Source organism: Micromonospora sp. WMMC273 (assembly GCF_027460285.1).
Classification (GTDB): Bacteria; Actinomycetota; Actinomycetes; order Mycobacteriales; family Micromonosporaceae; genus Micromonospora; species Micromonospora aurantiaca.
The window spans coordinates 4,165,692-4,184,980 of record NZ_JAPZBE010000001.1 but is presented as its reverse complement, the minus strand read 5'-3'; the positions used below and the strand labels follow the sequence as shown (position 1 = coordinate 4,184,980).

The 19,289-nt window shown below is 71.7% G+C and carries 18 protein-coding genes and 1 tRNA gene; 14 read left to right on the top strand and 5 right to left on the bottom strand.

Going from position 1 to position 19,289, the window contains the following annotated elements:
• Nucleotides 1-17: 17 nt before the first annotated feature.
• Nucleotides 18-884 (bottom strand): aldo/keto reductase, encoded by an 867-nt coding sequence (locus O7611_RS19210; protein ID WP_194801276.1) that lies wholly within the window; start codon nt 882-884, stop codon nt 18-20.
• A gap of 164 nt (nt 885-1,048) precedes the next feature.
• Between O7611_RS19210 and O7611_RS19205 the strand changes: the two genes are divergently transcribed.
• The 6 genes from O7611_RS19205 to O7611_RS19180 all read left to right on the top strand — a co-directional run bounded on the left by O7611_RS19205 (nt 1,049) and on the right by O7611_RS19180 (nt 8,307).
• Nucleotides 1,049-1,414 carry a YciI family protein gene (locus O7611_RS19205; RefSeq protein WP_013287532.1) on the top strand — a complete coding sequence of 122 codons (366 nt, stop codon included), beginning with the start codon at nt 1,049-1,051 and terminating at the stop codon, nt 1,412-1,414.
• Between the two features lie 279 nt (nt 1,415-1,693).
• Complete coding sequence (gene pyk / locus O7611_RS19200; protein WP_194801277.1) at nt 1,694-3,142, top strand: pyruvate kinase; 1,449 nt, start codon at nt 1,694-1,696, stop codon at nt 3,140-3,142.
• Nucleotides 3,139-4,017, top strand: a complete 879-nt coding sequence (locus tag O7611_RS19195; protein ID WP_194801278.1) for an acyl-CoA thioesterase — start codon at nt 3,139-3,141, stop codon at nt 4,015-4,017. Before pyk ends, O7611_RS19195 begins: the two co-directional genes overlap by 4 nt.
• A gap of 86 nt (nt 4,018-4,103) precedes the next feature.
• The gene (locus O7611_RS19190; RefSeq protein ID WP_135241228.1) at nt 4,104-4,574 is read left to right on the top strand and encodes an RrF2 family transcriptional regulator; all 471 of its coding nucleotides are present in this window, start codon (nt 4,104-4,106) and stop codon (nt 4,572-4,574) included.
• 111 nt (nt 4,575-4,685) lie between these two features.
• Complete coding sequence (locus tag O7611_RS19185; protein WP_194801279.1) at nt 4,686-5,708, top strand: sulfite exporter TauE/SafE family protein; 1,023 nt, start codon at nt 4,686-4,688, stop codon at nt 5,706-5,708.
• 313 nt (nt 5,709-6,021) lie between these two features.
• Nucleotides 6,022-8,307 carry a rhamnogalacturonan lyase family protein gene (locus O7611_RS19180; protein WP_269697338.1) on the top strand — a complete coding sequence of 762 codons (2,286 nt, stop codon included), beginning with the start codon at nt 6,022-6,024 and terminating at the stop codon, nt 8,305-8,307.
• A 167-nt stretch (nt 8,308-8,474) separates the two neighbouring features.
• On the opposite strand, the gene O7611_RS19175 is transcribed toward O7611_RS19180, so the two are convergent.
• Together O7611_RS19175 and O7611_RS19170 are read right to left on the bottom strand one after the other, a co-directional pair.
• Nucleotides 8,475-9,470 (bottom strand): LLM class flavin-dependent oxidoreductase, encoded by a 996-nt coding sequence (locus O7611_RS19175; protein WP_194801281.1) that lies wholly within the window; start codon nt 9,468-9,470, stop codon nt 8,475-8,477.
• A 61-nt stretch (nt 9,471-9,531) separates the two neighbouring features.
• Nucleotides 9,532-10,011 carry an Lrp/AsnC family transcriptional regulator gene (locus O7611_RS19170; protein WP_013475837.1) on the bottom strand — a complete coding sequence of 160 codons (480 nt, stop codon included), beginning with the start codon at nt 10,009-10,011 and terminating at the stop codon, nt 9,532-9,534.
• A gap of 83 nt (nt 10,012-10,094) precedes the next feature.
• Between O7611_RS19170 and O7611_RS19165 the strand changes: the two genes are divergently transcribed.
• Nucleotides 10,095-11,270: a trans-sulfuration enzyme family protein gene (locus O7611_RS19165; RefSeq protein WP_269697337.1), complete on the top strand. Its 1,176-nt coding sequence runs from the start codon at nt 10,095-10,097 to the stop codon at nt 11,268-11,270.
• Nucleotides 11,271-11,306: 36 nt separating this feature from the next.
• Here the strand turns inward: O7611_RS19165 and O7611_RS19160 are convergent, their stop codons facing one another.
• Both O7611_RS19160 and O7611_RS19155 read right to left on the bottom strand, forming a co-directional pair.
• Nucleotides 11,307-12,056, bottom strand: coding sequence for an LAGLIDADG family homing endonuclease (locus O7611_RS19160; RefSeq protein WP_194801283.1), 750 nt, complete (start codon nt 12,054-12,056; stop codon nt 11,307-11,309).
• A 31-nt stretch (nt 12,057-12,087) separates the two neighbouring features.
• Nucleotides 12,088-12,165, bottom strand: a tRNA-Leu gene (locus O7611_RS19155).
• A 94-nt stretch (nt 12,166-12,259) separates the two neighbouring features.
• Here O7611_RS19155 and O7611_RS19150 point away from each other — a divergent pair.
• The 7 genes from O7611_RS19150 to O7611_RS19120 all read left to right on the top strand — a co-directional run bounded on the left by O7611_RS19150 (nt 12,260) and on the right by O7611_RS19120 (nt 19,283).
• On the top strand, nt 12,260-12,880 hold the full coding sequence (locus O7611_RS19150) for an ANTAR domain-containing response regulator (RefSeq protein WP_194801284.1): 621 nt from the start codon (nt 12,260-12,262) through the stop codon (nt 12,878-12,880).
• Nucleotides 12,881-12,917: 37 nt separating this feature from the next.
• Complete coding sequence (locus tag O7611_RS19145; RefSeq protein WP_194801285.1) at nt 12,918-14,135, top strand: hypothetical protein; 1,218 nt, start codon at nt 12,918-12,920, stop codon at nt 14,133-14,135.
• 257 nt (nt 14,136-14,392) lie between these two features.
• Nucleotides 14,393-15,553, top strand: a complete 1,161-nt coding sequence (locus O7611_RS19140; protein ID WP_104114971.1) for a branched-chain amino acid ABC transporter substrate-binding protein — start codon at nt 14,393-14,395, stop codon at nt 15,551-15,553.
• A 105-nt stretch (nt 15,554-15,658) separates the two neighbouring features.
• Nucleotides 15,659-16,609, top strand: a complete 951-nt coding sequence (locus tag O7611_RS19135; RefSeq protein WP_091420555.1) for a branched-chain amino acid ABC transporter permease — start codon at nt 15,659-15,661, stop codon at nt 16,607-16,609.
• Nucleotides 16,606-17,745: a branched-chain amino acid ABC transporter permease gene (locus O7611_RS19130; protein ID WP_194801286.1), complete on the top strand. Its 1,140-nt coding sequence runs from the start codon at nt 16,606-16,608 to the stop codon at nt 17,743-17,745. The genes O7611_RS19135 and O7611_RS19130 overlap by 4 nt, the downstream gene beginning before the upstream one ends.
• Nucleotides 17,738-18,583, top strand: coding sequence for an ABC transporter ATP-binding protein (locus O7611_RS19125; RefSeq protein WP_047893879.1), 846 nt, complete (start codon nt 17,738-17,740; stop codon nt 18,581-18,583). Before O7611_RS19130 ends, O7611_RS19125 begins: the two co-directional genes overlap by 8 nt.
• On the top strand, nt 18,573-19,283 hold the full coding sequence (locus O7611_RS19120) for an ABC transporter ATP-binding protein (RefSeq protein ID WP_194801287.1): 711 nt from the start codon (nt 18,573-18,575) through the stop codon (nt 19,281-19,283). Before O7611_RS19125 ends, O7611_RS19120 begins: the two co-directional genes overlap by 11 nt.
• The last annotated feature ends 6 nt before the right edge of the window (nt 19,284-19,289 follow it).

The window sequence follows — 19,289 nt, the reverse complement described above, 5'->3', positions numbered from 1 at the left end:
GGCCGGGCGCGTCCGGGTCAGGCGGCCTTCGCCAGCGCCTCGAACTCGTCGTCGGTCAGCTCCACCTCGGCCGCCGCCACGTTCTCCTCCAGGTGCGCCACCGACGACGTACCCGGGATCGGCAGCATCACCGGCGACCGGCGCAGCAGCCAGGCCAGCGCGAGCTGCGCCGGGCTGGCGCCGTGCGCGGTCGAGATCGCGTCCAGCGGTCCGCCGGGCCGGGCCAGGTTGCCGGTGGCGATCGGGAACCACGGGATGAACGCCAGGTCGTGGCGCTCGCAGTGCTCCAGCACGTCCTCCGCGCTGCGGTCGGCCAGGTTGTAGAGGTTCTGCACGGACACGATCGGCGCGATCGCCCGGGCCGCCTCGATCTCCTCGACGCTGACCTGGGACAGCCCGATGTGCCGGATCTTGCCCTCCTGGCGCAGCAGCGCCAGCTCCCCGAGCTGGTCGGCCAGCGGCACCTTCGCGTCGATGCGGTGCAGCTGGTAGAGCGGGATGCAGTCCAGTCCCAGGTGGCGCAGGCTCAGCTCGCACTGCTGGCGCAGGTACTCCGGGCGGCCCACCGGCCGCCAGTCGTCCGGGCCGGAGCGGGTCAGCCCGGCCTTCGTCGCGATGACCAGGTCGTCGGCGTACGGGTGCAGCGCCTCGCGGATCAGCAGCTCGCTGACGAACGGCCCGTACGAGTCGGCGGTGTCGACGAACGTGACGCCCAGCTCGTACGCGCGGCGCAGCACCCGTACCGCCTCGGCCGGATCCTTCGGGTCGCCCCAGACGCCGGGGCCGGTGAGCTGCATCGCCCCGTAGCCGAGGCGGTCGACCGGCAGGTCGCCACCGATCCGGTAGCTGCCCGACGCCTTGGCGGGCTGGGTGCTGGTGGCCATTCGCGGTCCTCCTGTGCTCGTTCGTGCCTCGCAGGGCGGTGTTGCGCCCCGACCACTGGACATTCCCCGAATCGTGACGGCGAAGCACTGGTAGTTGCGGCGAGCGGCCCCGGCGCACCGGGCCGCCGTGGGAGGCTGGGTGGGACGGTGCTCAGGAGGTGCGCATGGCCGCGACGCCACGGCTCGACTTCGCGCTGGACACGTACGAGTGCATCGTGCTCTACCCCGGGCCCTCGGGACGGGCCCTGCCGGACGAGACCGTGCAGCGGCTGCAGGCCGAGCACCTCCAGCACATGCGGGCGCTGCAACGGCGCGGCATCGTGCTCGTGGACGGGTCGGTCGACGGCCCGGCCCGGGAACCCGACCCGCCGATCGGTTTCGGCCTGGCCCGGACCGGTTCGGTGGACGACGTCCGCAGCGTCATGGAGGCCGACCCGGCGGTGCAGGCCGGGCTCTACCGGGTCGAGGTGCTTACCTTCCTCTGCCCGGCCGGCTCACTGGAGTTCCCGCTGGTCAAGACGGAGAGCTGAGGCGCGACGCCCGCCCCTCCGACGGCACCGGTCGCTGCCGCGTACCCGGTGCCCGCCCACGCCCGGCCGGCCGAGCGCGGCGGCCCCACAGTGCCCCCGGCCGGTCCGTGACGGGGAGCGGTACGATTTCTCACCGCGCGGTCGCCGATGCCCGCCACACGACGTTCCGGTGCGGTACGCCTACCGCCCGCCCACGCGGTTGACGCGCGTCGTTGGACAAATGTTCCGCAGTCCGCAAGGGGTCGGCCGGGAGGCCGATCCGGAGGAGAGACTAGCCTGATGGGCGTGACACGCCGCGCGAAGATCGTCTGCACTCTCGGCCCCGCAACCGCGTCCCCGGAGCGTATCCGCGGCCTCGTAGAGGCGGGCATGAACGTGGCGAGGCTCAACTTCAGCCACGGCAGTCACGCCGACCACGAATCGGTCTACCGGCTGGTCCGCGAGGCGGCCGAGGCGGCCGGCCGGCCGGTCGCCGTGCTCGCCGACCTCCAGGGCCCCAAGATCCGTCTCGGCCGGTTCGTCGACGGCCCGCACGAGTGGCGCACCGGCGACTCCGTGGTGATCACCGGCGACGAGGTGGAGGGCACCAAGGAGCGGGTCTCCTGCACCTACCGCAAGCTGCCGCAGGAGGTGAAGCCGGGCGACCGGCTGCTGATCGACGACGGCCGGGTCGCGGTCGAGGTCAGCGACGTGACCGGCAACGACATCCGGTGCCTGGTCACCGAGGGCGGCCCGGTCTCCAACAACAAGGGCGTCTCGCTGCCGAACGTCGCGGTGAGCGTCCCGGCCCTGTCCGACAAGGACGCCGAGGACCTGCGCTTCGCCCTCGGCCTCGGTGTCGACCTGGTCGCGCTCTCCTTCGTCCGCTCGCCGGAGGACATCAAGCTCGTTCACTCGATCATGGACGAGGAGGGCGTACGGCGCCCGGTCCTGGCCAAGGTCGAGAAGCCGGAGGCGGTCGACCACCTGGAGGCGATCGTGCTCTCCTTCGACGGGGTCATGGTCGCCCGCGGCGACCTCGGCGTCGAACTGCCGCTGGACCAGGTGCCGCTGGTGCAGAAGCGCGCCGTGCAGCTGTGCCGGGAGAACGCCAAGCCGGTCATCGTGGCCACCCAGATGCTCGACTCGATGATCGAGAACTCCCGCCCGACCCGCGCGGAGGCCTCCGACGTGGCGAACGCGGTGCTCGACGGCGCGGACGCGGTGATGCTCTCCGGCGAGACCAGCGTCGGCAAGTACCCGGTGCTCACCGTCAGCACCATGGCGAAGATCATCACCACCACCGAGGCCGGCTCGATCGCCGTCCCCCGGTTGCAGCACGATCCGCGTACGCACGGCGGCGCGCTCACCGTCGCCGCCTCGTCGATCGCCCGGGCCATCGGCGCCAAGGCCATGGTCGCGTTCTCGCAGACCGGTGACACCGTCAAGCGGCTGGCCCGGCTGCACTGCGACCTGCCGCTGCTGGCGTTCACGCCGGTGCCGGAGGTGCGCAACCAGCTCGCGCTGTCCTGGGGCGTGGAGACGTTCCTGATGCCGTTCGTCCAGCACACCGACGACATGTTCCGCCAGGTCGACCAGGCGCTGCTCGGCCTCAACCGGGCCAACCCGGGCGACTACGTGGTCATCGTGGCGGGCAGCCCGCCCGGCACCCCCGGCTCCACCAACACGCTGCGCGTGCACCAGCTCGGTTCGCTGGTCGACGCCGCTTCGGCGCGAGCCCTCCAATGAGTGGTGTGGCCACCGGGCAGGCGGCGGTCGACCAGCTGCTGGAGGTGCTCGACCTCGCCCGTACCGGGGAGATGACCTTTCGGGGGATGAGCCCGCCGGTGGGCCCGCAGCGGGTCTACGGCGGGCAGGTCGCCGGCCAGGCCCTGGTCGCGGCCGGCCGCACCGTCGACGCGGAGCGGGCCGTGCACTCCCTGCACGGCTACTTCGTGCGCCCCGGCGACCCGGCCGAGCCGATCGAGTACCAGGTGGAGAACGTCCGCGACGGCCGCTCCTTCTCGGTACGCCGCTCGGTGGCGTTGCAGCACGACAAGCCGATCTTCTTCATGTCGGCGTCGTTCCAGCGCCAGGAGGAGGGGCTGGACCACCACGCCCCGCTCCCGCCGGACGTACCCGGCCCGGACGACGTGCCGACGATGGCCGACCGGCTGTCCCGCTACCCGGAGCGCCTGGGCATCTGGGGGATGATCCCGCGCCCGATCGACGTGCGCTACGTCGGCGAGCCCGGCTGGGTCCGCCCCGGCGACCGCCCGGCCGAACCGCACCAGCGGGTGTGGATGCGCCTGGACGGCAAGCTGCCGGACGATCCGCTGCTGCACGCGTGCGCCCTCACGTACGCCTCCGACCTGACGCTGCTGGACTCGGTGCTGTCGGTGCACGGCGAGGTGTGGGGCCCGGGCGGTGTGGTCGGCGCGAGCCTCGACCACGCGCTCTGGTTCCACAGGTCGTTCCGCGCCGACGAGTGGTTCCTGTACGACTGCTGGAGCCCGTCCGCGTCCGGCGCCCGCGGCCTGGCCACGGGCCGGATGTTCACCACCGACGGCCGGCACATCGCCAGCGCCGTCCAGGAGGGGCTGCTGCGGCGCGTCGGCGACTGACCGCCCGGGCGGTGATCGCCCGGCCGGTGATCGTCCCGGCGCGGGTCGGGCGGCAGGTCCGCACCGCAGCGGACTAACCTGGCCGTATGCGTCTTTCCGCCCGGGTCGACTATGCCCTCCGCGCGGCCGCTGAGCTGGCCTCGGTCGCGGACGGGGGAAGCACCGGACGGAGCCGCCCGGTGACCGCCGAGCAGATTGCCCGCGCGCAGGACATCCCGCCGAAGTTCCTCGAGAGCATCCTGCTGCAACTGCGCCGGGGCGGCATCGTGCACGCCCAGCGTGGCCCCGAGGGCGGCTACTGGCTGGCCCGGCCGGCCGGCGAGATCTCCCTGGCCGAGGTGATCCGCGTCATCGACGGTCCACTCGCGCACGTGCGCGGGCAGCGCCCGGAACAGCTCGGCTACCAGGGCGCGGCCCGCGCGTTGCAGGACGTCTGGATCGCGCTGCGGGCCAGCGAGCGGGAGATCCTGGAGCTGGTCACCATCGCCGACGTGGCCGCCGGCGCGCTGCCCGGCCGGGTCAACGAACTGGCCGCCGACCCGCGCGCCTGGAGCTGACCACACCGTCCGGCGTCTCCTACCAACCGGATGGGGGACTTGACCCGGGGTGCCCTCGTGCCGCATTGTCGACCAAGTTGATAGGAGATACCGAAAAGTCAGGGGGCGCTCGTGCGCAAGCTGCTGGTCCTCGCCCTCGTCGGGCTCGCCGCGCAACTCGTCGACGGCGCGCTCGGCATGGCGTACGGGCTGACCTCCTCCACGCTTCTCCTGTTCGCCGGCGTGGCACCGGCCGCGGCATCCGCCTCGGTGCACCTGGCCGAGATCGGCACCACGCTCGCCGCGGGCGTCTCGCACTGGCGATTCGGCAACGTCGACTGGAAGGTGGTCGGCCGCATCGCGTTGCCCGGCGCGATCGGCGCGTTCGCCGGGGCGACGTTCCTCAGCTCCATCTCCACCGAGGCGGCGGCGCCGTGGATGGCAGCCATCCTGTTCACGCTCGGCGCGTACCTGCTGGTGCGGTTCTCCCGGCCGCTGCGCGCCAACCGCGCCGCCGGCCGGCTCCGTAGCCGCTTCCTCGCCCCGCTCGGCCTGGTCGCCGGCTTCGTCGACGCCACCGGCGGCGGTGGCTGGGGCCCGGTCGCCACCCCGGCCCTGCTGGTCTCCGGTCGGATGGAACCCCGCAAGGTCATCGGCTCGGTGGACACCTCCGAGTTCGTGGTGGCCGGCGCGGCCAGCATCGGCTTCCTCATCGGCCTGGGCTCCGAGGGCTTCCTGCTGCCCACAGTGGCCGCCCTCCTGGTCGGCGGCCTGATCGCCGCGCCGATCGCGGCCTGGCTGGTCCGCATCGTCCCCGCTCAGCTGCTCGGCGCCGTGATCGGCGGCGTGATCGTGCTGACGAATGCCCGCACGCTGCTGAGCGCCGGCGGCGTGGGCGGCTCGGTGCCGGTGGTGGTGTACGTGCTGCTCGGCACCGCCTGGCTGGTCGCCGTCGGGCTGGCGGTGCGCGCCCTGCGCCGTACCCGCCGGGCCCGCGCCACTGTCGACGCGGCCCTGGCCGCCGCGCCGCCGGCCGAGGCCGCGCCGGCCTCCGCGTCGGCGGCGGAGGACGCGCAGTCGGGGCAGGTCCCGGAGCCGGCGGCCACCGCCGAGGCCGCCGAATCGCGGAAGCTCGCCGCCGCCGTCGAGGGCTGAGCCGCCCGCGGCCTGAACCGCGCGCCTCGCCTGGCCGTGCCGTCGCCCGGGAGAGAAGATGTCCCGCTGACCGGTATGCCTCTCGGTCATATTTATGACTCTGAGGTATATCGGCTGTCGGGCCATTCCTTCGCGCCGCCCGACCGCTCCGCCGCGCTTGTGGTGCGTCCAGTGGCGACCTAGGCTGACGAAGCGCGGAGCCGAATCACCGACGTCGATGCGTTGACGTCGCCCGTCGCGTCAGGGCACGTATCCGCCGGTCCGGGCAGGCCGGCGCTCGTCGCGTGCCTGACCTCCGCGAAAGGCGTTCCCCGTGCACCCCACCACCCCTCGCCGCCGGATCGCGCTGCTCGCCGCGGCTTCGGCGGTCACCCTGTCGGCCGGCGCGCTCACCACGATGACTGCTGCCGCGGCGGCCGTCGCCTGCCGGGTCGACTACCGGATCACCAACCAGTGGAGCGGCGGCTTCGGCGCCGACGTGACAGTCACCAACCTCGGCGACCCGGTCAACGGCTGGACCGTCGGCTGGAGCTTCGCCGCCGGCCAGCAGGTCGTCCAGGCGTGGAACGCGACGGTCAGCCAGTCCGGCGCGCAGGTGAGCGCCCGCGACGCCGGCTACAACGCGGCCATCGGCACCGGCGGCACCGCGAACTTCGGCTTCAACGGCTCGTGGAACGACGCGTCGAACCCGGTTCCGGCCGCCTTCACGCTCAACGGCACCGCCTGCACCGGCGCGCCGTCCACCAGCGCGCCGCCGACGACCCCGCCACCGTCCACCACACCTCCGCCCACGACCCCGCCGCCGACCACACCCCCGCCCACCACGCCGCCGCCGACCACGCCGCCGGCCGGCGCGAAGCAGATGGAGGACCTCGACCGAGGGCTGATCAGCGTCCGCTCCGGCAGCGGGAACCTGGTCTCCTGGCGGCTGCTCGGCACCGAGACCACCGGGGTTTCGTTCAACCTGTACCGGGGCGGTACCAAGGTCAACGGCAGCCCGATCACCGGCGCCACCACGTACCTGGACAGCGGCGCGGCGGCCGGCTCGGCGTACACCGTGCGGGCCGTGGTGAACGGCGCCGAGCAGGCGGCGTCCGCGCCGGCGCTCCAGTTCGCCAACGGTTACCTGGACGTGCCGATCCAGCCGCCGCCCGGCGGCACCACCCCGTCGGGGGAGGGGTACAGCTACTCGGCGAACGACGCGAGCGTCGGTGACCTCGACGGCGACGGCCGCTACGAGTTCGTGCTCAAGTGGGACCCGTCGAACGCCAAGGACAACTCGCAGTCCGGCTACACCGGCAACGTCTACGTCGACGCGTACACGCTCGCCGGCACCCGGCTGTGGCGCGTCGACCTGGGTCGCAACATCCGCGCCGGCGCCCACTACACCCAGTTCCAGGTGTACGACTACGACGGCGACGGGGACGCCGAGGTGGCCATGAAGACCGCCGACGGCACCCGCTCCGGCACCGGCCAGGTGATCGGCAACGGCTCGGCCGACCACCGCAACTCCAGCGGCTACGTGCTAGCCGGCCCGGAATACCTGACCATGTTCGACGGCCGCACCGGCGCGGCGCTGTCCACTGTCGACTACGACCCGCCGCGCGGCACCGTCTCCTCCTGGGGCGACTCGTACGGCAACCGGGTCGACAGGTTCCTCGCCGGCACCGCGTACCTGGACGGGCAGCGACCGTCGTTGATCATGGCGCGCGGCTACTACACCAGGGCCGTCGTCGCGGCCTGGGACTTCCGCGACGGCACGCTGCGCAAGCGCTGGACGTTCGACTCGAACGCCTCCGGCAACGGCGCCGCCGCCGGCCAGGGCAACCACCAGCTCTCCGTGGCCGACGTCGACAACGACAGCCGCCAGGAGATCGTGTACGGCGCCGCCACCATCGACGACAACGGCCGGCTGCTGTACTCCACCGGCAACGGCCACGGCGACGCCCTGCACGTCGGTGACCTCGACCCGTCCCGCTCCGGTCTGGAGGTGTTCAAGGTCGACGAGGACGCCAGCAAGCCCAGCTCCTGGATGGCCGACGCGCGTACCGGGCAGATCATCTGGCAGACCGCGCCGAACGGCGACAACGGCCGCGGCGTCTCCGGTGACGTGTGGGCGGGCAGCCCGGGTGCCGAGTCCTGGTCGTCGGCGGTCGACGGACTGCTCAACACCCGGGGGCAGAACGTCGGGCGCAAGCCGTCGTCGGCGAACTTCCTGATCTGGTGGGACGGCGACCCGGTCCGGGAACTGCTCGACGCCACGAAGATCGACAAGTACGGCACCGGCGGCGAGACCCGGCTGCTCACCGGCAGCGGCGTCGCCTCCAACAACGGCACCAAGTCCACCCCGGCGCTCTCCGCGGACCTGCTCGGTGACTGGCGGGAGGAGGTCGTCTGGCGCACCTCCGACAGCACCGCGCTCCGGATCTACAGCACGCCGTCGACCACCGGTCTGCGTCTGCCGACGCTGATGCACGACCCGCAGTACCGGGTGGCTGTGGCCTGGCAGAACACCGCCTACAACCAGCCGCCGCACCCGGGCTTCTACCTGGGCGACGGCATGAGCACCCCGCCCGCGCCGAACATCTACCTGCGCTGAAACGGCAGGCACCGGGTCGCCGGCCGCGGAATCCGCTCCGCCGGCGACCCGGTGCACCACACCGCAGCATTCCCGACCCGTCCCGACCGGGAATGCCGTACCACCACCGGGGACAAAGTTATGCGTCCCGCGCGACGCTGCGGTGACGTGGCTATGAAGAGCGTGTTTCAGCCCTCCCGGCGCAGCCCGCCCGCCACCTTCTCGGCGATCAGCTCGAACGAGCGGACCCGGTCCGCCACGTCGTACACCATCGTGGTGAGCATCAGCTCGTCCGCGCCGGTGCGCTCCAGCAGCTCACCGAGCTGCCGGGCCACCGTCTCCGGTGAGCCGGTCGCCTGGCCGTCGCGGCGCTGGGCGACGAACTCCCGCTCGAACTCCGAGTACGGGTACGCCGCCGCCTCCTCCGGCGTGACCAGCGGCTCCGGCCGCCCCGACCGCAGCTTCAGGAACGACAGCCCGGCCGGCCCGGCCAGCCACTCGGCCCGCTCGTCGGTCTCCGCGCAGACCGCGTTGACCGCCACCATCGCGTACGGCCGGTCCAGCCACTGCGACGGCCGGAAGTTCTGCCGGTAGAGCTGCAACGCCGGAATCGTGTTCTGCGAACTGAAATGGTGCGCGAACGAGAACGGCAGCCCGAGCAGACCGGCCAGCTGCGCGCTGAAGCCGCTGGACCCGAGCAGCCACACCTGCGGCGACTGGCCGCGGCCCGGCGTCGCCGTGATCGGGCCCGGCTCGGCACCGGAGAAGTAGTTCATCAGGTCGGCCAGCTCACGCGGGAAGTGCTCCGCGGACAGGCCCTCCATCGTGCGGCGCAACGCCAGCGCGGTCACCTGGTCGGTGCCCGGCGCCCGGCCGATGCCCAGGTCGATCCGGCCCGGATGCAGCGCCTCCAGGGTGCCGAACTGCTCGGCCACCACCAGCGGCGCGTGGTTGGGCAGCATCACCCCGCCCGAACCGAGCCGGATCGTGCTGGTGTGCGCCGCCAGGTGCGCGAGCAGCACCGCCGGCGCGGAACTCGCGATCGCGGGCATGTTGTGGTGCTCGGCCACCCAGAACCGGCGGTAGCCCAGCTCCTCGGTGCGGCGGGCCAGCTCCGTGGTGTACCGCAGCGCCTCACCGGCACTGCCGGTCGCCGCCACCGGGGCAAGATCAAGAACAGACATGGGTACGTCGATCACAGGGAGGTGCAACAGGCGACGTGCCGGAATTGTTCCGCCGGGTGCGCTACCCCATACCCCGCGCCTGCTCGAAGATCAGGCTGGTCTGCGTGTGCTGCACCGCCGGATCGACTGCGAGATGATCGAGGACGAAGTCCCGCAGCGCGTCACCGGAGGCGGCCCGCACGTGCAGCACGTAGTCCTCCGCGCCCGCCACGTGGAACACCGACACCACCCCTGGCAGCCGCACCGACCGGGCCCGGAACGCGTCCACAGCGGCCCGCTCGTGCGCCGTCAACCGCACCGACACCAGCGCCTGCAACGGCAGACCCACCGCCGCCGGGTCCACCTCGGCGTGGAACCCGCGGATCGCACCGCACTCCCGCAGCGCCCGGGTACGCGTCAGACACGTCGACGGCGCCACCCCCACCCGCTCGGCCAGCGCGTTGTTCGGCAGCCGGCCGTCCGCGGCCAGCTCGGTGAGGATCGCGCGGTCGATGTCGTCCAGGCCGGCGAACGGCCGTACATCATTCGGTGCGGCAGGCATGTGACCATCCTTCACCGAATCACCGCCGAACGAAAGCGTGACTCCCAGAATATTCTTCGCTGCTATTGCCTCTAGCCATCGTCATGTTCGACAGTTCCGGCATGACTTCCGTGGAAACCGCAGCCGTACACGCCGGGCGCGCCGACCTCGCCGGGCTCGGCGTCCACGTCCCGCCGATCGACCTGTCCACCACCAACCCGCTGCCCTCGGTCGCCGGCGGTGGAGACGACTACGAGACGCTCGCCACCGGCGGCACCCTCCCGGCCGGCGGCAGCGCCGTCTACCAGCGCCTCTGGAACCCCACAGTGGCCCGGTTCGAGACCGCGCTCGCCCAGCTCGAAGGCACCGCCGAAGCCGTCGCGTTCGCCAGCGGCATGGCCGCGCTCACCGCCACCCTGCTCGCCGCCACCCGCGACGGCAAGCGGCACGTCGTCGCCGTCCGTCCCCTCTACGGCGGCACCGACCACGTCCTCGCCACCGGCCTGCTCGGCACCGAGGTCACCTGGGCCACCACCGCCGACGTGGCCGCCGCGATCCGCCCCGACACCGCAGTGGTCGTGGTCGAGACGCCGGCGAACCCCAGCCTCGACCTGGTCGACATCGCCGCGCTCGCCGACGCCGCCGGTGACGTCCCGCTGCTCGTCGACAACACCGTCGCCACCCCGGTGCTCCAGCAGCCCGCCCGCCACGGCGCTGCGCTCGTGCTGCACAGCGCCACCAAGAGCATCGGCGGCCACGGCGACGTCCTCGCCGGCGTCGTCGCCTGCGGACCCGAGTGGGCCGCCCGGCTGCGCCAGGTCCGTGCCGTCACCGGCGCCGTCCTGCACCCGCTCGGCGCGTACCTGCTGCACCGCGGCATCCAGACCCTCCCGCTGCGCGTCCGCGCCCAGCAGGCCGGCGCGGAGAAGCTCGCCGCCTGGCTCGCCGGGCACCCCGCCGTCGAGCGCGTCCACCACCCGTCGCTGCACGACCCGGCCGGGCTGGTCGGCCGCCAGATGTCCGGCACCGGCAGCCTGCTCGCCTTCGAGGTCCGCGGCGGCGCGCCCGCCGCGGCCGAGGTCGCCGGCGCGTGCGAGCTGATCACCCACGCCGTGTCGCTCGGCGGCGTCGACACGCTGATCCAGCACCCGGCCTCGCTCACCCACCGGCCGGTCGAGGGCGACGCGAAGCCCTGCGGCGGGCTGCTGCGCGTCTCGGTGGGCCTGGAGGACCCGGAGGACCTGCGGGCGGACCTCGCGCGGGCACTGTCGCGGATCTGACGTCGCCCGGCCGCTGTCCCGCGCGCCGTGGCCGGGTCACGACTTCGGGCCCACGTGCCGGTCGAGGGCGGCGACCGCCTCCCGGCGGGCCACCGACAGGGAGTTGCGGCGGTTCATTCGCCAGGCGATGCCGAGCCGGTCGAGCGCCTGCTGACAGAGGCCCATGATGTCGGCGGACTCGTTGGCGAACATGTAGCGCGGATAGACGTAACGCTTGCCGCGCACGACCACCTGATTGGCGAAACGGCAGCCGTCGGAGTGGAACAGGCCGCGCAGGAAGTCGCCCGCCTGGGCCTCGACAATGGGTCGCTGCCAGTCGGTCAGAACGATCGGGCCCTCGTGCTTCTTGCCGGGCCCGTGCTGCGGTAGTAGGCACGGCCAGTGCTTCCCGTAACTCTGCACGCTGACGCAGCCCGGTTTCTGGACCCGCTGCACCTTCTCGGCCAGCACCGCCCGCATGGCGTCGTCGCACGCCTCGATCAGGCCCGGCCAGCAGTCGCTGCAGGCGATCCGGAGCACCGGCACCCGGGCCTTGGTCACGAGGTGCCCGTCGCCGAGGTAGAGGCCGAGGAGATAGGCGTAGGCCGCCGGGTCTGTCGGGACCTGCATGTCGTCACGACAGCGGAAGCACCGCAGTGCGGTGCCCTGCTGCTTCGGCACCGGCCGATCCTTGCACCAGTGGCGGACCGTCGGATAGGAGAGCCCCACGGCCCGCGCCACCTCAGCGACGGTCGCGCCGTCGAGGTAGAGACGTCGCGCCCGGGCGCGCAATTCGGGTGGATGCACAGCCCCATGTTCGAACGCCTGTATGACATTCTGGTGCCCTCGGTGGGATTCGAACCCACACTGTATGGAGTTTGAATCCATTGCCTGCTGCCAGTTGGGCTACGAGGGCGTTCCGTGATTCGGCCTCGACAGCCTACCCGCTAGGCTGAAGGCGGCGACACCCGGCAGGGCGGGTGTCGGGCTCGAACCGGTGGGAGTGGCTCGTGGGCGAGATGCAGGCGGACGCCGAGCGCAAGCGCGTTCTGATCGCCGAGGACGAGGCGCTCATCCGGCTGGACCTGGCCGAGATGCTTGTCGAAGAGGGCTACGAGGTGGTCGGCGAGGCCGGTGACGGCGAGACCGCCGTCAAGCTCGCCGAGGAGCTCAAGCCGGATCTGGTCATCCTCGACATCAAGATGCCGATCATGGACGGGCTGGCCGCCGCCGAGCGGATCGCCGGCGCGCGCATCGCCCCGGTGATCATCCTGACCGCGTTCAGCCAGCGCGACCTGGTGGAGCGGGCGCGGGCGGCGGGCGCGATGGCGTACCTGGTCAAGCCGTTCCAGAAGAGCGACCTGGTGCCGGCGGTGGAGATCGCGCTGTCCCGCTACTCGGAGATCGCCGCGCTGGAGTCGGAGGTCGCCGGCCTCACCGACCGGCTGGAGATCCGCAAGACCGTCGAGCGCGCCAAGGGCGCGCTGATGACCACGTACGGGATGACCGAGCCGCAGGCGTTCAAGTGGATCCAGCGCACCGCGATGGACCACCGGATGACCATGAAGGAGGTCGCCGAGCGGATCCTCGCCGAGACCGCCGGCGGCGAGGTGGAGCAGCCCACGCCCTGACCTGCCCGGGAGGCGTCCGATCGATAGGATCGGATGCATGTCTCCCGCGCGTGCCCGGCCGGCCCTCGTCGCCGCTGCCGCCGCGCTGCTCCTGGCGGCCTGCCACACCACGCCGCGACAGCTGCCCGAGCCCGCGCCGGTACGCCCGCAGTGGCAGCCCGTCGAGCTGGCCCTTCCCGCCGGCGCCACCGGACGGCCGGTGCTGCGCGACGCCGCGCGGTGCGCGGGCCGGTGGTACGTGGTGGGCGGGCTGGTCGATCCGGCGGGGGAGACCCGGCCGGCGGCGTGGTCCTCATCGGACGGCGTGACCTGGTCGCCGATTCCGGTGCGCGCGCAGACGTTCTACGGCCGCCAGCACGTGCTCTACGCGGTGGCGTGCCGCGACGACGGGATGGCGGCGCTGGGCGCGAAGACCGGTGGCGTGCACGGCAATCCGCGTACCGGAACGTGGGTGTGGGGTCCGGGTGGGCCGTTGCGGGAGGTGCCGGCGGCGTTCGAGTTGTTCGGCGGTCCGCGCGCGGTGAGCGCGTCGCGGCTGGCGGCGGGTCCGGGCGGCTGGCTGGTGGCGGGGGCGCGCGCGGACGGCGCGGCGGTGTGGTCGTCGCCGGACGCCGAGGGGTTCGTCCTGCGCGAGGGCGTCGCGGAGCTGGCCGGCGACGGCCGGGGCCGGACGGCGGCGTACGACGTGGCGGCGGTGGGGTCGGGCTGGCTGGTGGTGGGGTCGTTGCTGCCGCCCGGCGGGACGGCCCGGACGCCGCTTTCGTGGTTCTCGGCCGACGGCCGGGTGTGGCGGCGGGTGGCCCTGCCGGTGCCGGCGGGGGCGGCCGGGGCTGCCGAGCGGGTGGTGTCGGCCGACGGCGGGCCGGTGGCGGTCGGCCCGGTGGGTGACCGCTTCGCGGTGTGGCGCGGGTGCGACGACTGCGGCTCGCCGTCGGCCGGTTCGGCGGGTGCGAATCAGGGGTGGCGGCGGGTAGGCGGGTTCGGCTCGGCGGGCCCGGGGGTGTCGTCGGTGGACGCGTTCGTGGCGTCCGGTGGGCGGCTCGTCGCGGTGACCGGGGACGGGGGTCAGCGACGGCTCTGGATGTCGCGTGACGGCGGCGCGTCGTGGCTTCCGGTGATCACGCCGGTGCAGGTGCCGGACGGGGGCGACGCGGCGCTGGCGGTGGCGGTCCGCGACGACCGGCTGCTCGTGGTCGCCGATGACGGGAAGACGTCCCTTGCCTGGTGGGGGGCGTTGCCGACCGTCGATCGGTAGCGGGTGGGGAGGGCATGGCTCATTACCGAGGAATAGTCGGCGAAAGCCTTTGCCCGCCTTCGGTTCTTACGCCGATGGGCTTGAATCCGCCACGGCGTGTAACGGTTCGGTCAACCCCGCTTTCCAGGTCTTACGCCACCGCTCACGGTGGGATAACGTCCCGCCCCAGACCGGCGACGACGGTCTTGGTTCGTCCACCCCGCAAGGGCCAATCAGCGGCGGGTGGTTCGGATCATGGACGGAGGAGGGTTCGGGCCTTGAGGCAGAAGCTCGCACGCGTGATCGGCGGGGTCGCCATGCTGGCGCTCGTCGCCGGTGGCACCGCTTGTTCCAGCGGCAGCGACGATGAGGGTTCCGGGGGCAGCGCCTGCGGGAGCAAGATCGCTTTCTTCGGCGCGCTGACCGGTAGCTCGGCCGCGCTGGGCATCAACGAGAAGAACGGCGTCAAGCTGGCCGTCGACAAGTACAACAAGGAGAACCCGGACTGCAAGGTCGAGCTCGCCGAGCTCGACTCGCAGGGCAGCCCGGACCAGGCGCCGGGTCTGGCCCAGAAGGCGATCGACGACACCAAGATCCTGGGTGTCGTGGGTCCGGCCTACTCGGGCGAGTCCGAGGCCGCTGGCCCGCTGTTCAACGAGGCCGGTCTGGTCACCATCACCCCCTCCGCGACCCGTCCCAGCCTCGCCGAGCAGGGTTGGAAGACCTTCTTCCGCGCGGTCGGCAACGACCTGAGCCAGGGCCCCGCCGCCGGTAACTACATCAAGAACGTGATGAAGGCCGACCGGGTCTACGTCATCGACGACCAGTCCGCGTACGGCGCCGGCCTGGCCGACGAGGTCAAGAAGGTCCTCGGCGCCTCGGTCGTGGGCAGCGACAAGGTCCAGGGCGAGGGCAAGCAGACCGAGTTCTCGGGTGTGGTCACCAAGGTCAAGGCCGCCAACGTGAAGGCGGTCTTCTACGGCGGCTACTACCAGGAGGCCGGCCTGATCCGTAAGCAGCTCACCGCTGCCGGGGTCACCGCTCCGCTGGTCGCCGGTGACGGCGTGAACGACGGCGCGTACATCACCTCCGCCGGTGCCGCCGCCGCCGAGGGCACCATCCTCACCTGCCCCTGCGCTCCGTCCACCGAGGCCCGCGGCACCTTCGCCGCCGACTTCAAGGCGCTCAACGGCACCGACCCGGGCACCTACAGCGACACCGCCTACGACGCGGCGAACATCCTGCTGGCGGGCATCAAGGCCGGCAAGAGCAGCCGTGCCGACCTGCTGGAGTTCGTGAAGGGCTACAGCGGCGAGGGCGTTGCCGCCAGCTACAAGTTCGTCGAGGGCGGCGAGCTCGACCCGGCGCAGGTCAAGGTCTGGGCGTTCAAGGTGCAGGGCGGCAAGGTCGTCCCGGACCAGGAGATCCCCAAGTCCTGATCGTTCGATCGCTGGACTGGCGATTGAGTAGTGATCGCGGGTGCGGCCGGGAGCTGGCTCCCGGCCGCACCCTCTTTTTCTCTTGAGCGACGGAGCGTCCCTCCCTTGGACTTCGACGGATTGTTCTCCAACTTCGGGGAACTCACCACGACCGGCTTGACGCAGGGCGCCATCTACGCCCTGGTCGCGCTCGGCTACACGCTTGTGTACGGCGTGCTCAGGCTCATCAACTTCGCCCACTCCGAGGTCTTCATCGCCGGCGCGTTCGCCGCGATCTGGACCTGGAACGGCTTCGGACTCGACCAGAACTCCCAGGTCAGCGGCATCGGCTCGATCCTGTTCTACCTGCTGGTGGCGATGATCGTGGCGGCCATCGCCTCGGCGGGCACCGCGACGGTGATCGAACGGGTGGCGTACCGGCCGCTGCGCAAGCGCAACGCGCCGCCGCTGGCGTTCCTCATCACCGCCATCGGTGCCTCGATCGCCATCTCGGAGGCGTTCGGCGTCTACACCCGGCGGCGGCCGGAGGGCGCACCGATCCTGGTCAGCTCGGAGCCGCTGTTCCACATCGCCGGGGTGCCGATCGACGCGGTGCAGCTGCTCACCATCGGTTCCGCGCTGGTGATGATGTTCGCGCTGGACCAGTTCATCAACCGCAGCCGTACCGGCCGCGGCATCCGGGCGGTGGCCCAGGACGCCAACACGGCGGCCCTGATGGGCGTCAACAAGGACCGCATCATCCTGATGGTCTTCATCGCCGGTGGCACCATGGCCGGCGTCGCGGGCCTGCTGTACGACGTGCGGATCCAGACGCTCACCTACAGCGTCGGCTTCCTGCTGGGCCTCAAGGCGTTCACCGCGGCGGTGCTCGGCGGTATCGGCAACCTGCGCGGCGCGCTCGTCGGCGGGTTGCTGCTCGGCGTCGTGGAGAACTACGCCGCGGGCCTGTTCGGCAGTCAGTGGAAGGACTTCGCCGCGTTCGCGGTGCTGGTCGTGCTGCTGATGTTCCGGCCGACCGGTCTGCTCGGCGAATCACTGGGGAGGGCACGCGCATGACGACCACCATCGACCCGCCGGAGCGGCGGGAGACGGCGGCGGACAAGCTGCGGCAGGGCCGGCACGCGATCTCGGAGCGCTGGCACCACGCGCCGCGCTGGGTGCGCTGGGTGCTGCTGGTCGCGGTCATCGCGTTCTTCTACGCGCTGCCGAACAAGGAGTTCTACCAGTACCTCGGGCCGATCCCGACCCCGGGAGCGAACTTCACCCAGGTGATGTTCACGGTCTCGATCTACGTGCTGCTGGCGGTCGGGCTCAACATCGTGGTCGGCTTCGCCGGCCTGCTCGACCTGGGCTACTTCGGCTTCTTCGCCGTCGGCGCGTACACGGTGGCGGTGCTGACCTCGCCGAGCAGCGACCTCAAGACGCTGTGGCCGTGGCTGGCGGTGGTGCCGATCGCGATCGGCCTGACCATGGTCTCCGGCGTCATGCTCGGCACGCCGACGCTGCGCCTGCGCGGCGACTACCTGGCGCTGGTGACGCTCGGCTTCGCCGAGATGATCCGGATCGCGGCGGTCAGCTCCGAGTTCCTCAAGGGACAGCGCGGCTTCAACCAGATCCCGCACCCGCCCGGCGAGTACGCCGACGGCCGGCCGTGGTTCGGCGTGCTCGACGCCCGCCCGTACTACTGGCTGGTGCTCACGCTGATCATCCTGGTGGTGATCGGGGTGCGGAACCTGACCCACAGCCGGGTCGGCCGGGCCTGGATCTCGATCCGCGAGGACGAGGACGCCGCCCAGCTGATGGGTGTGCCGACGTTCAAGTTCAAGCTGTGGGCGTTCGCCTCCGGCGCGGCCATCGCCGGCCTGGCCGGTGCGCTGTTCGCCGGCAAGCAGAACTTCGTCAACTCGCAGAACTTCGAGCTGCTCAACTCGATCATCATCCTGGCCGCCGTCATCTTCGGCGGCTCGGGCAACATCGTCGGCGCGATCGTCGGCGGTGGCCTGGTGGCGTACATGATCGAGCGGTTCCGTGGCATCGAGCTGTTCGGCGTGGAGCTGTACGAGTACCGGTTCCTCTTCTTCGGTCTGGTGCTCGTGGTGATGATGATCTTCCGCCCGCAGGGCCTGATCCCGAACCGGCGACGAGCGGCGGAGTTCAAGGACCGCCGCAAGGAGGTGATCGTCGGTGAGTGACACCGAGCAGACCCCGGCCGTTCCGGCCCAGGCGGCGGCCCCCGCCGTCGAGACGGTCGACAAGCGGGAGCCGTTGCTGGAGGTCGACCACGTCACGCTGCGCTTCGGCGGTGTGGTGGCCCTCAACGACGTGGACTTCACCCTCTACAAGGGTGAGATCCTCGGCCTGATCGGCCCGAACGGCGCCGGCAAGACCACCTGCTTCAACGCGATGACCGGCATCTACCAGCCCACCGAGGGGCAGATCCGGTTCCTGGGCCAGAAGATCAGTGGCAAGAAGCGCCACCAGATCACCCGGATGGGCATGGCCCGTACCTTCCAGAACATCCGTCTCTTCCCGGAGATGACCGCGCTGGAGAACGTCCAGGTCGGCGCGGACGCGCACCACAAGACCAGCGTGATCTCCGCCCTGTTGCGCCTGCCGCGGCACTGGAAGGAGGAGCGCGAGGGCCGGGAGAAGGCCGAGCGCCTGCTGGAGTTCGTCGGCATCAGCAACCGGATGCACGAGTTCGCCCGCAACCTGTCCTACGGCGAGCAGCGGCGGTTGGAGATCGCCCGCGCGCTGGCCACCGACCCGAAGCTGCTCTGCCTGGACGAGCCGGCCGCCGGCTTCAACCCGGCGGAGAAGGAGGAGCTGCTCCAGCTCATCCGGCAGATCCGGGATCAGGGCGTGACGGTGCTGCTGATCGAGCACGACATGCGCCTGGTGATGGGCGTGACCGACCGGATCGTGGTCCTGGAGTTCGGAAAGAAGATCGCCGAAGGGCTGCCCGCCGAGGTGCGGGACAACCCGAAGGTGGTCGCGGCGTACCTGGGGGTGCCGGACGATGCTGCTTGAGATCGAGGACGTGAGCCTGCTCTACGGGCGGATCCAGGCGCTGCACGGCATCAGCCTGACCGTGGACGAGGGGGAGATCGTCGCGCTGATCGGCGCGAACGGCGCCGGCAAGTCCACCACCATGCGGGCGATCTCCGGCATCCGGCCGGTCGCCTCCGGCACGATCAGGTTCGCCGGTGAGGACATCACCAAGCTCCGGGCCGACCTGCGGGTGCGGCGCGGCCTGTGCCAGGCGCCCGAGGGCCGGGGCATCTTCCCCGGCATGTCGGTGCTGGAGAACCTCGACATGGGCGCGTACACCCGGCGCGACAAGGCCGGCATCGCGCAGGACCTGGCCCGGGTGCTGGACCTGTTCCCGCGGCTGGCCGAGCGGCGCAAGCAGGCCGGCGGCACGCTCTCCGGCGGCGAGCAGCAGATGCTCGCGGTCGGCCGGGCGCTGATGAGCCGGCCGAAGCTGCTGCTGCTCGACGAGCCGTCGATGGGTCTCGCGCCGATGCTGATCCAGCAGATCTTCACGATCATCACGGAGATCAACCAGCAGGGCACCACGATCCTGCTGGTGGAGCAGAACGCCCAGCAGGCGCTGGCGCGCGCCCACCGGGCGTACGTGCTGGAGACCGGCCGGATCGTCAAGAGCGGCACCGGCGCGGACCTGCTGCACGACCCCTCGGTCAAAGAGGCCTACCTCGGCGTGGCCTGACCGGCC

What these genes read in the sequence shown, in the direction of transcription:
- O7611_RS19210 (WP_194801276.1), bottom strand. Translation starts at nt 884, where the DNA reads ATGGCCACCAGCACCCAGCCCGCCAAGGCGTCGGGCAGCTACCGGATC.
- O7611_RS19205 (WP_013287532.1), top strand. Translation starts at nt 1,049, where the DNA reads ATGGCCGCGACGCCACGGCTCGACTTCGCGCTGGACACGTACGAGTGC.
- pyk (WP_194801277.1), top strand. Translation starts at nt 1,694, where the DNA reads ATGGGCGTGACACGCCGCGCGAAGATCGTCTGCACTCTCGGCCCCGCA.
- O7611_RS19195 (WP_194801278.1), top strand. Translation starts at nt 3,139, where the DNA reads ATGAGTGGTGTGGCCACCGGGCAGGCGGCGGTCGACCAGCTGCTGGAG.
- O7611_RS19190 (WP_135241228.1), top strand. Translation starts at nt 4,104, where the DNA reads ATGCGTCTTTCCGCCCGGGTCGACTATGCCCTCCGCGCGGCCGCTGAG.
- O7611_RS19175 (WP_194801281.1), bottom strand. Translation starts at nt 9,470, where the DNA reads ATGTCTGTTCTTGATCTTGCCCCGGTGGCGGCGACCGGCAGTGCCGGT.
- O7611_RS19170 (WP_013475837.1), bottom strand. Translation starts at nt 10,011, where the DNA reads ATGCCTGCCGCACCGAATGATGTACGGCCGTTCGCCGGCCTGGACGAC.
- O7611_RS19165 (WP_269697337.1), top strand. Translation starts at nt 10,095, where the DNA reads ATGTTCGACAGTTCCGGCATGACTTCCGTGGAAACCGCAGCCGTACAC.
- O7611_RS19145 (WP_194801285.1), top strand. Translation starts at nt 12,918, where the DNA reads ATGTCTCCCGCGCGTGCCCGGCCGGCCCTCGTCGCCGCTGCCGCCGCG.
- O7611_RS19130 (WP_194801286.1), top strand. Translation starts at nt 16,606, where the DNA reads ATGACGACCACCATCGACCCGCCGGAGCGGCGGGAGACGGCGGCGGAC.
- O7611_RS19120 (WP_194801287.1), top strand. Translation starts at nt 18,573, where the DNA reads ATGCTGCTTGAGATCGAGGACGTGAGCCTGCTCTACGGGCGGATCCAG.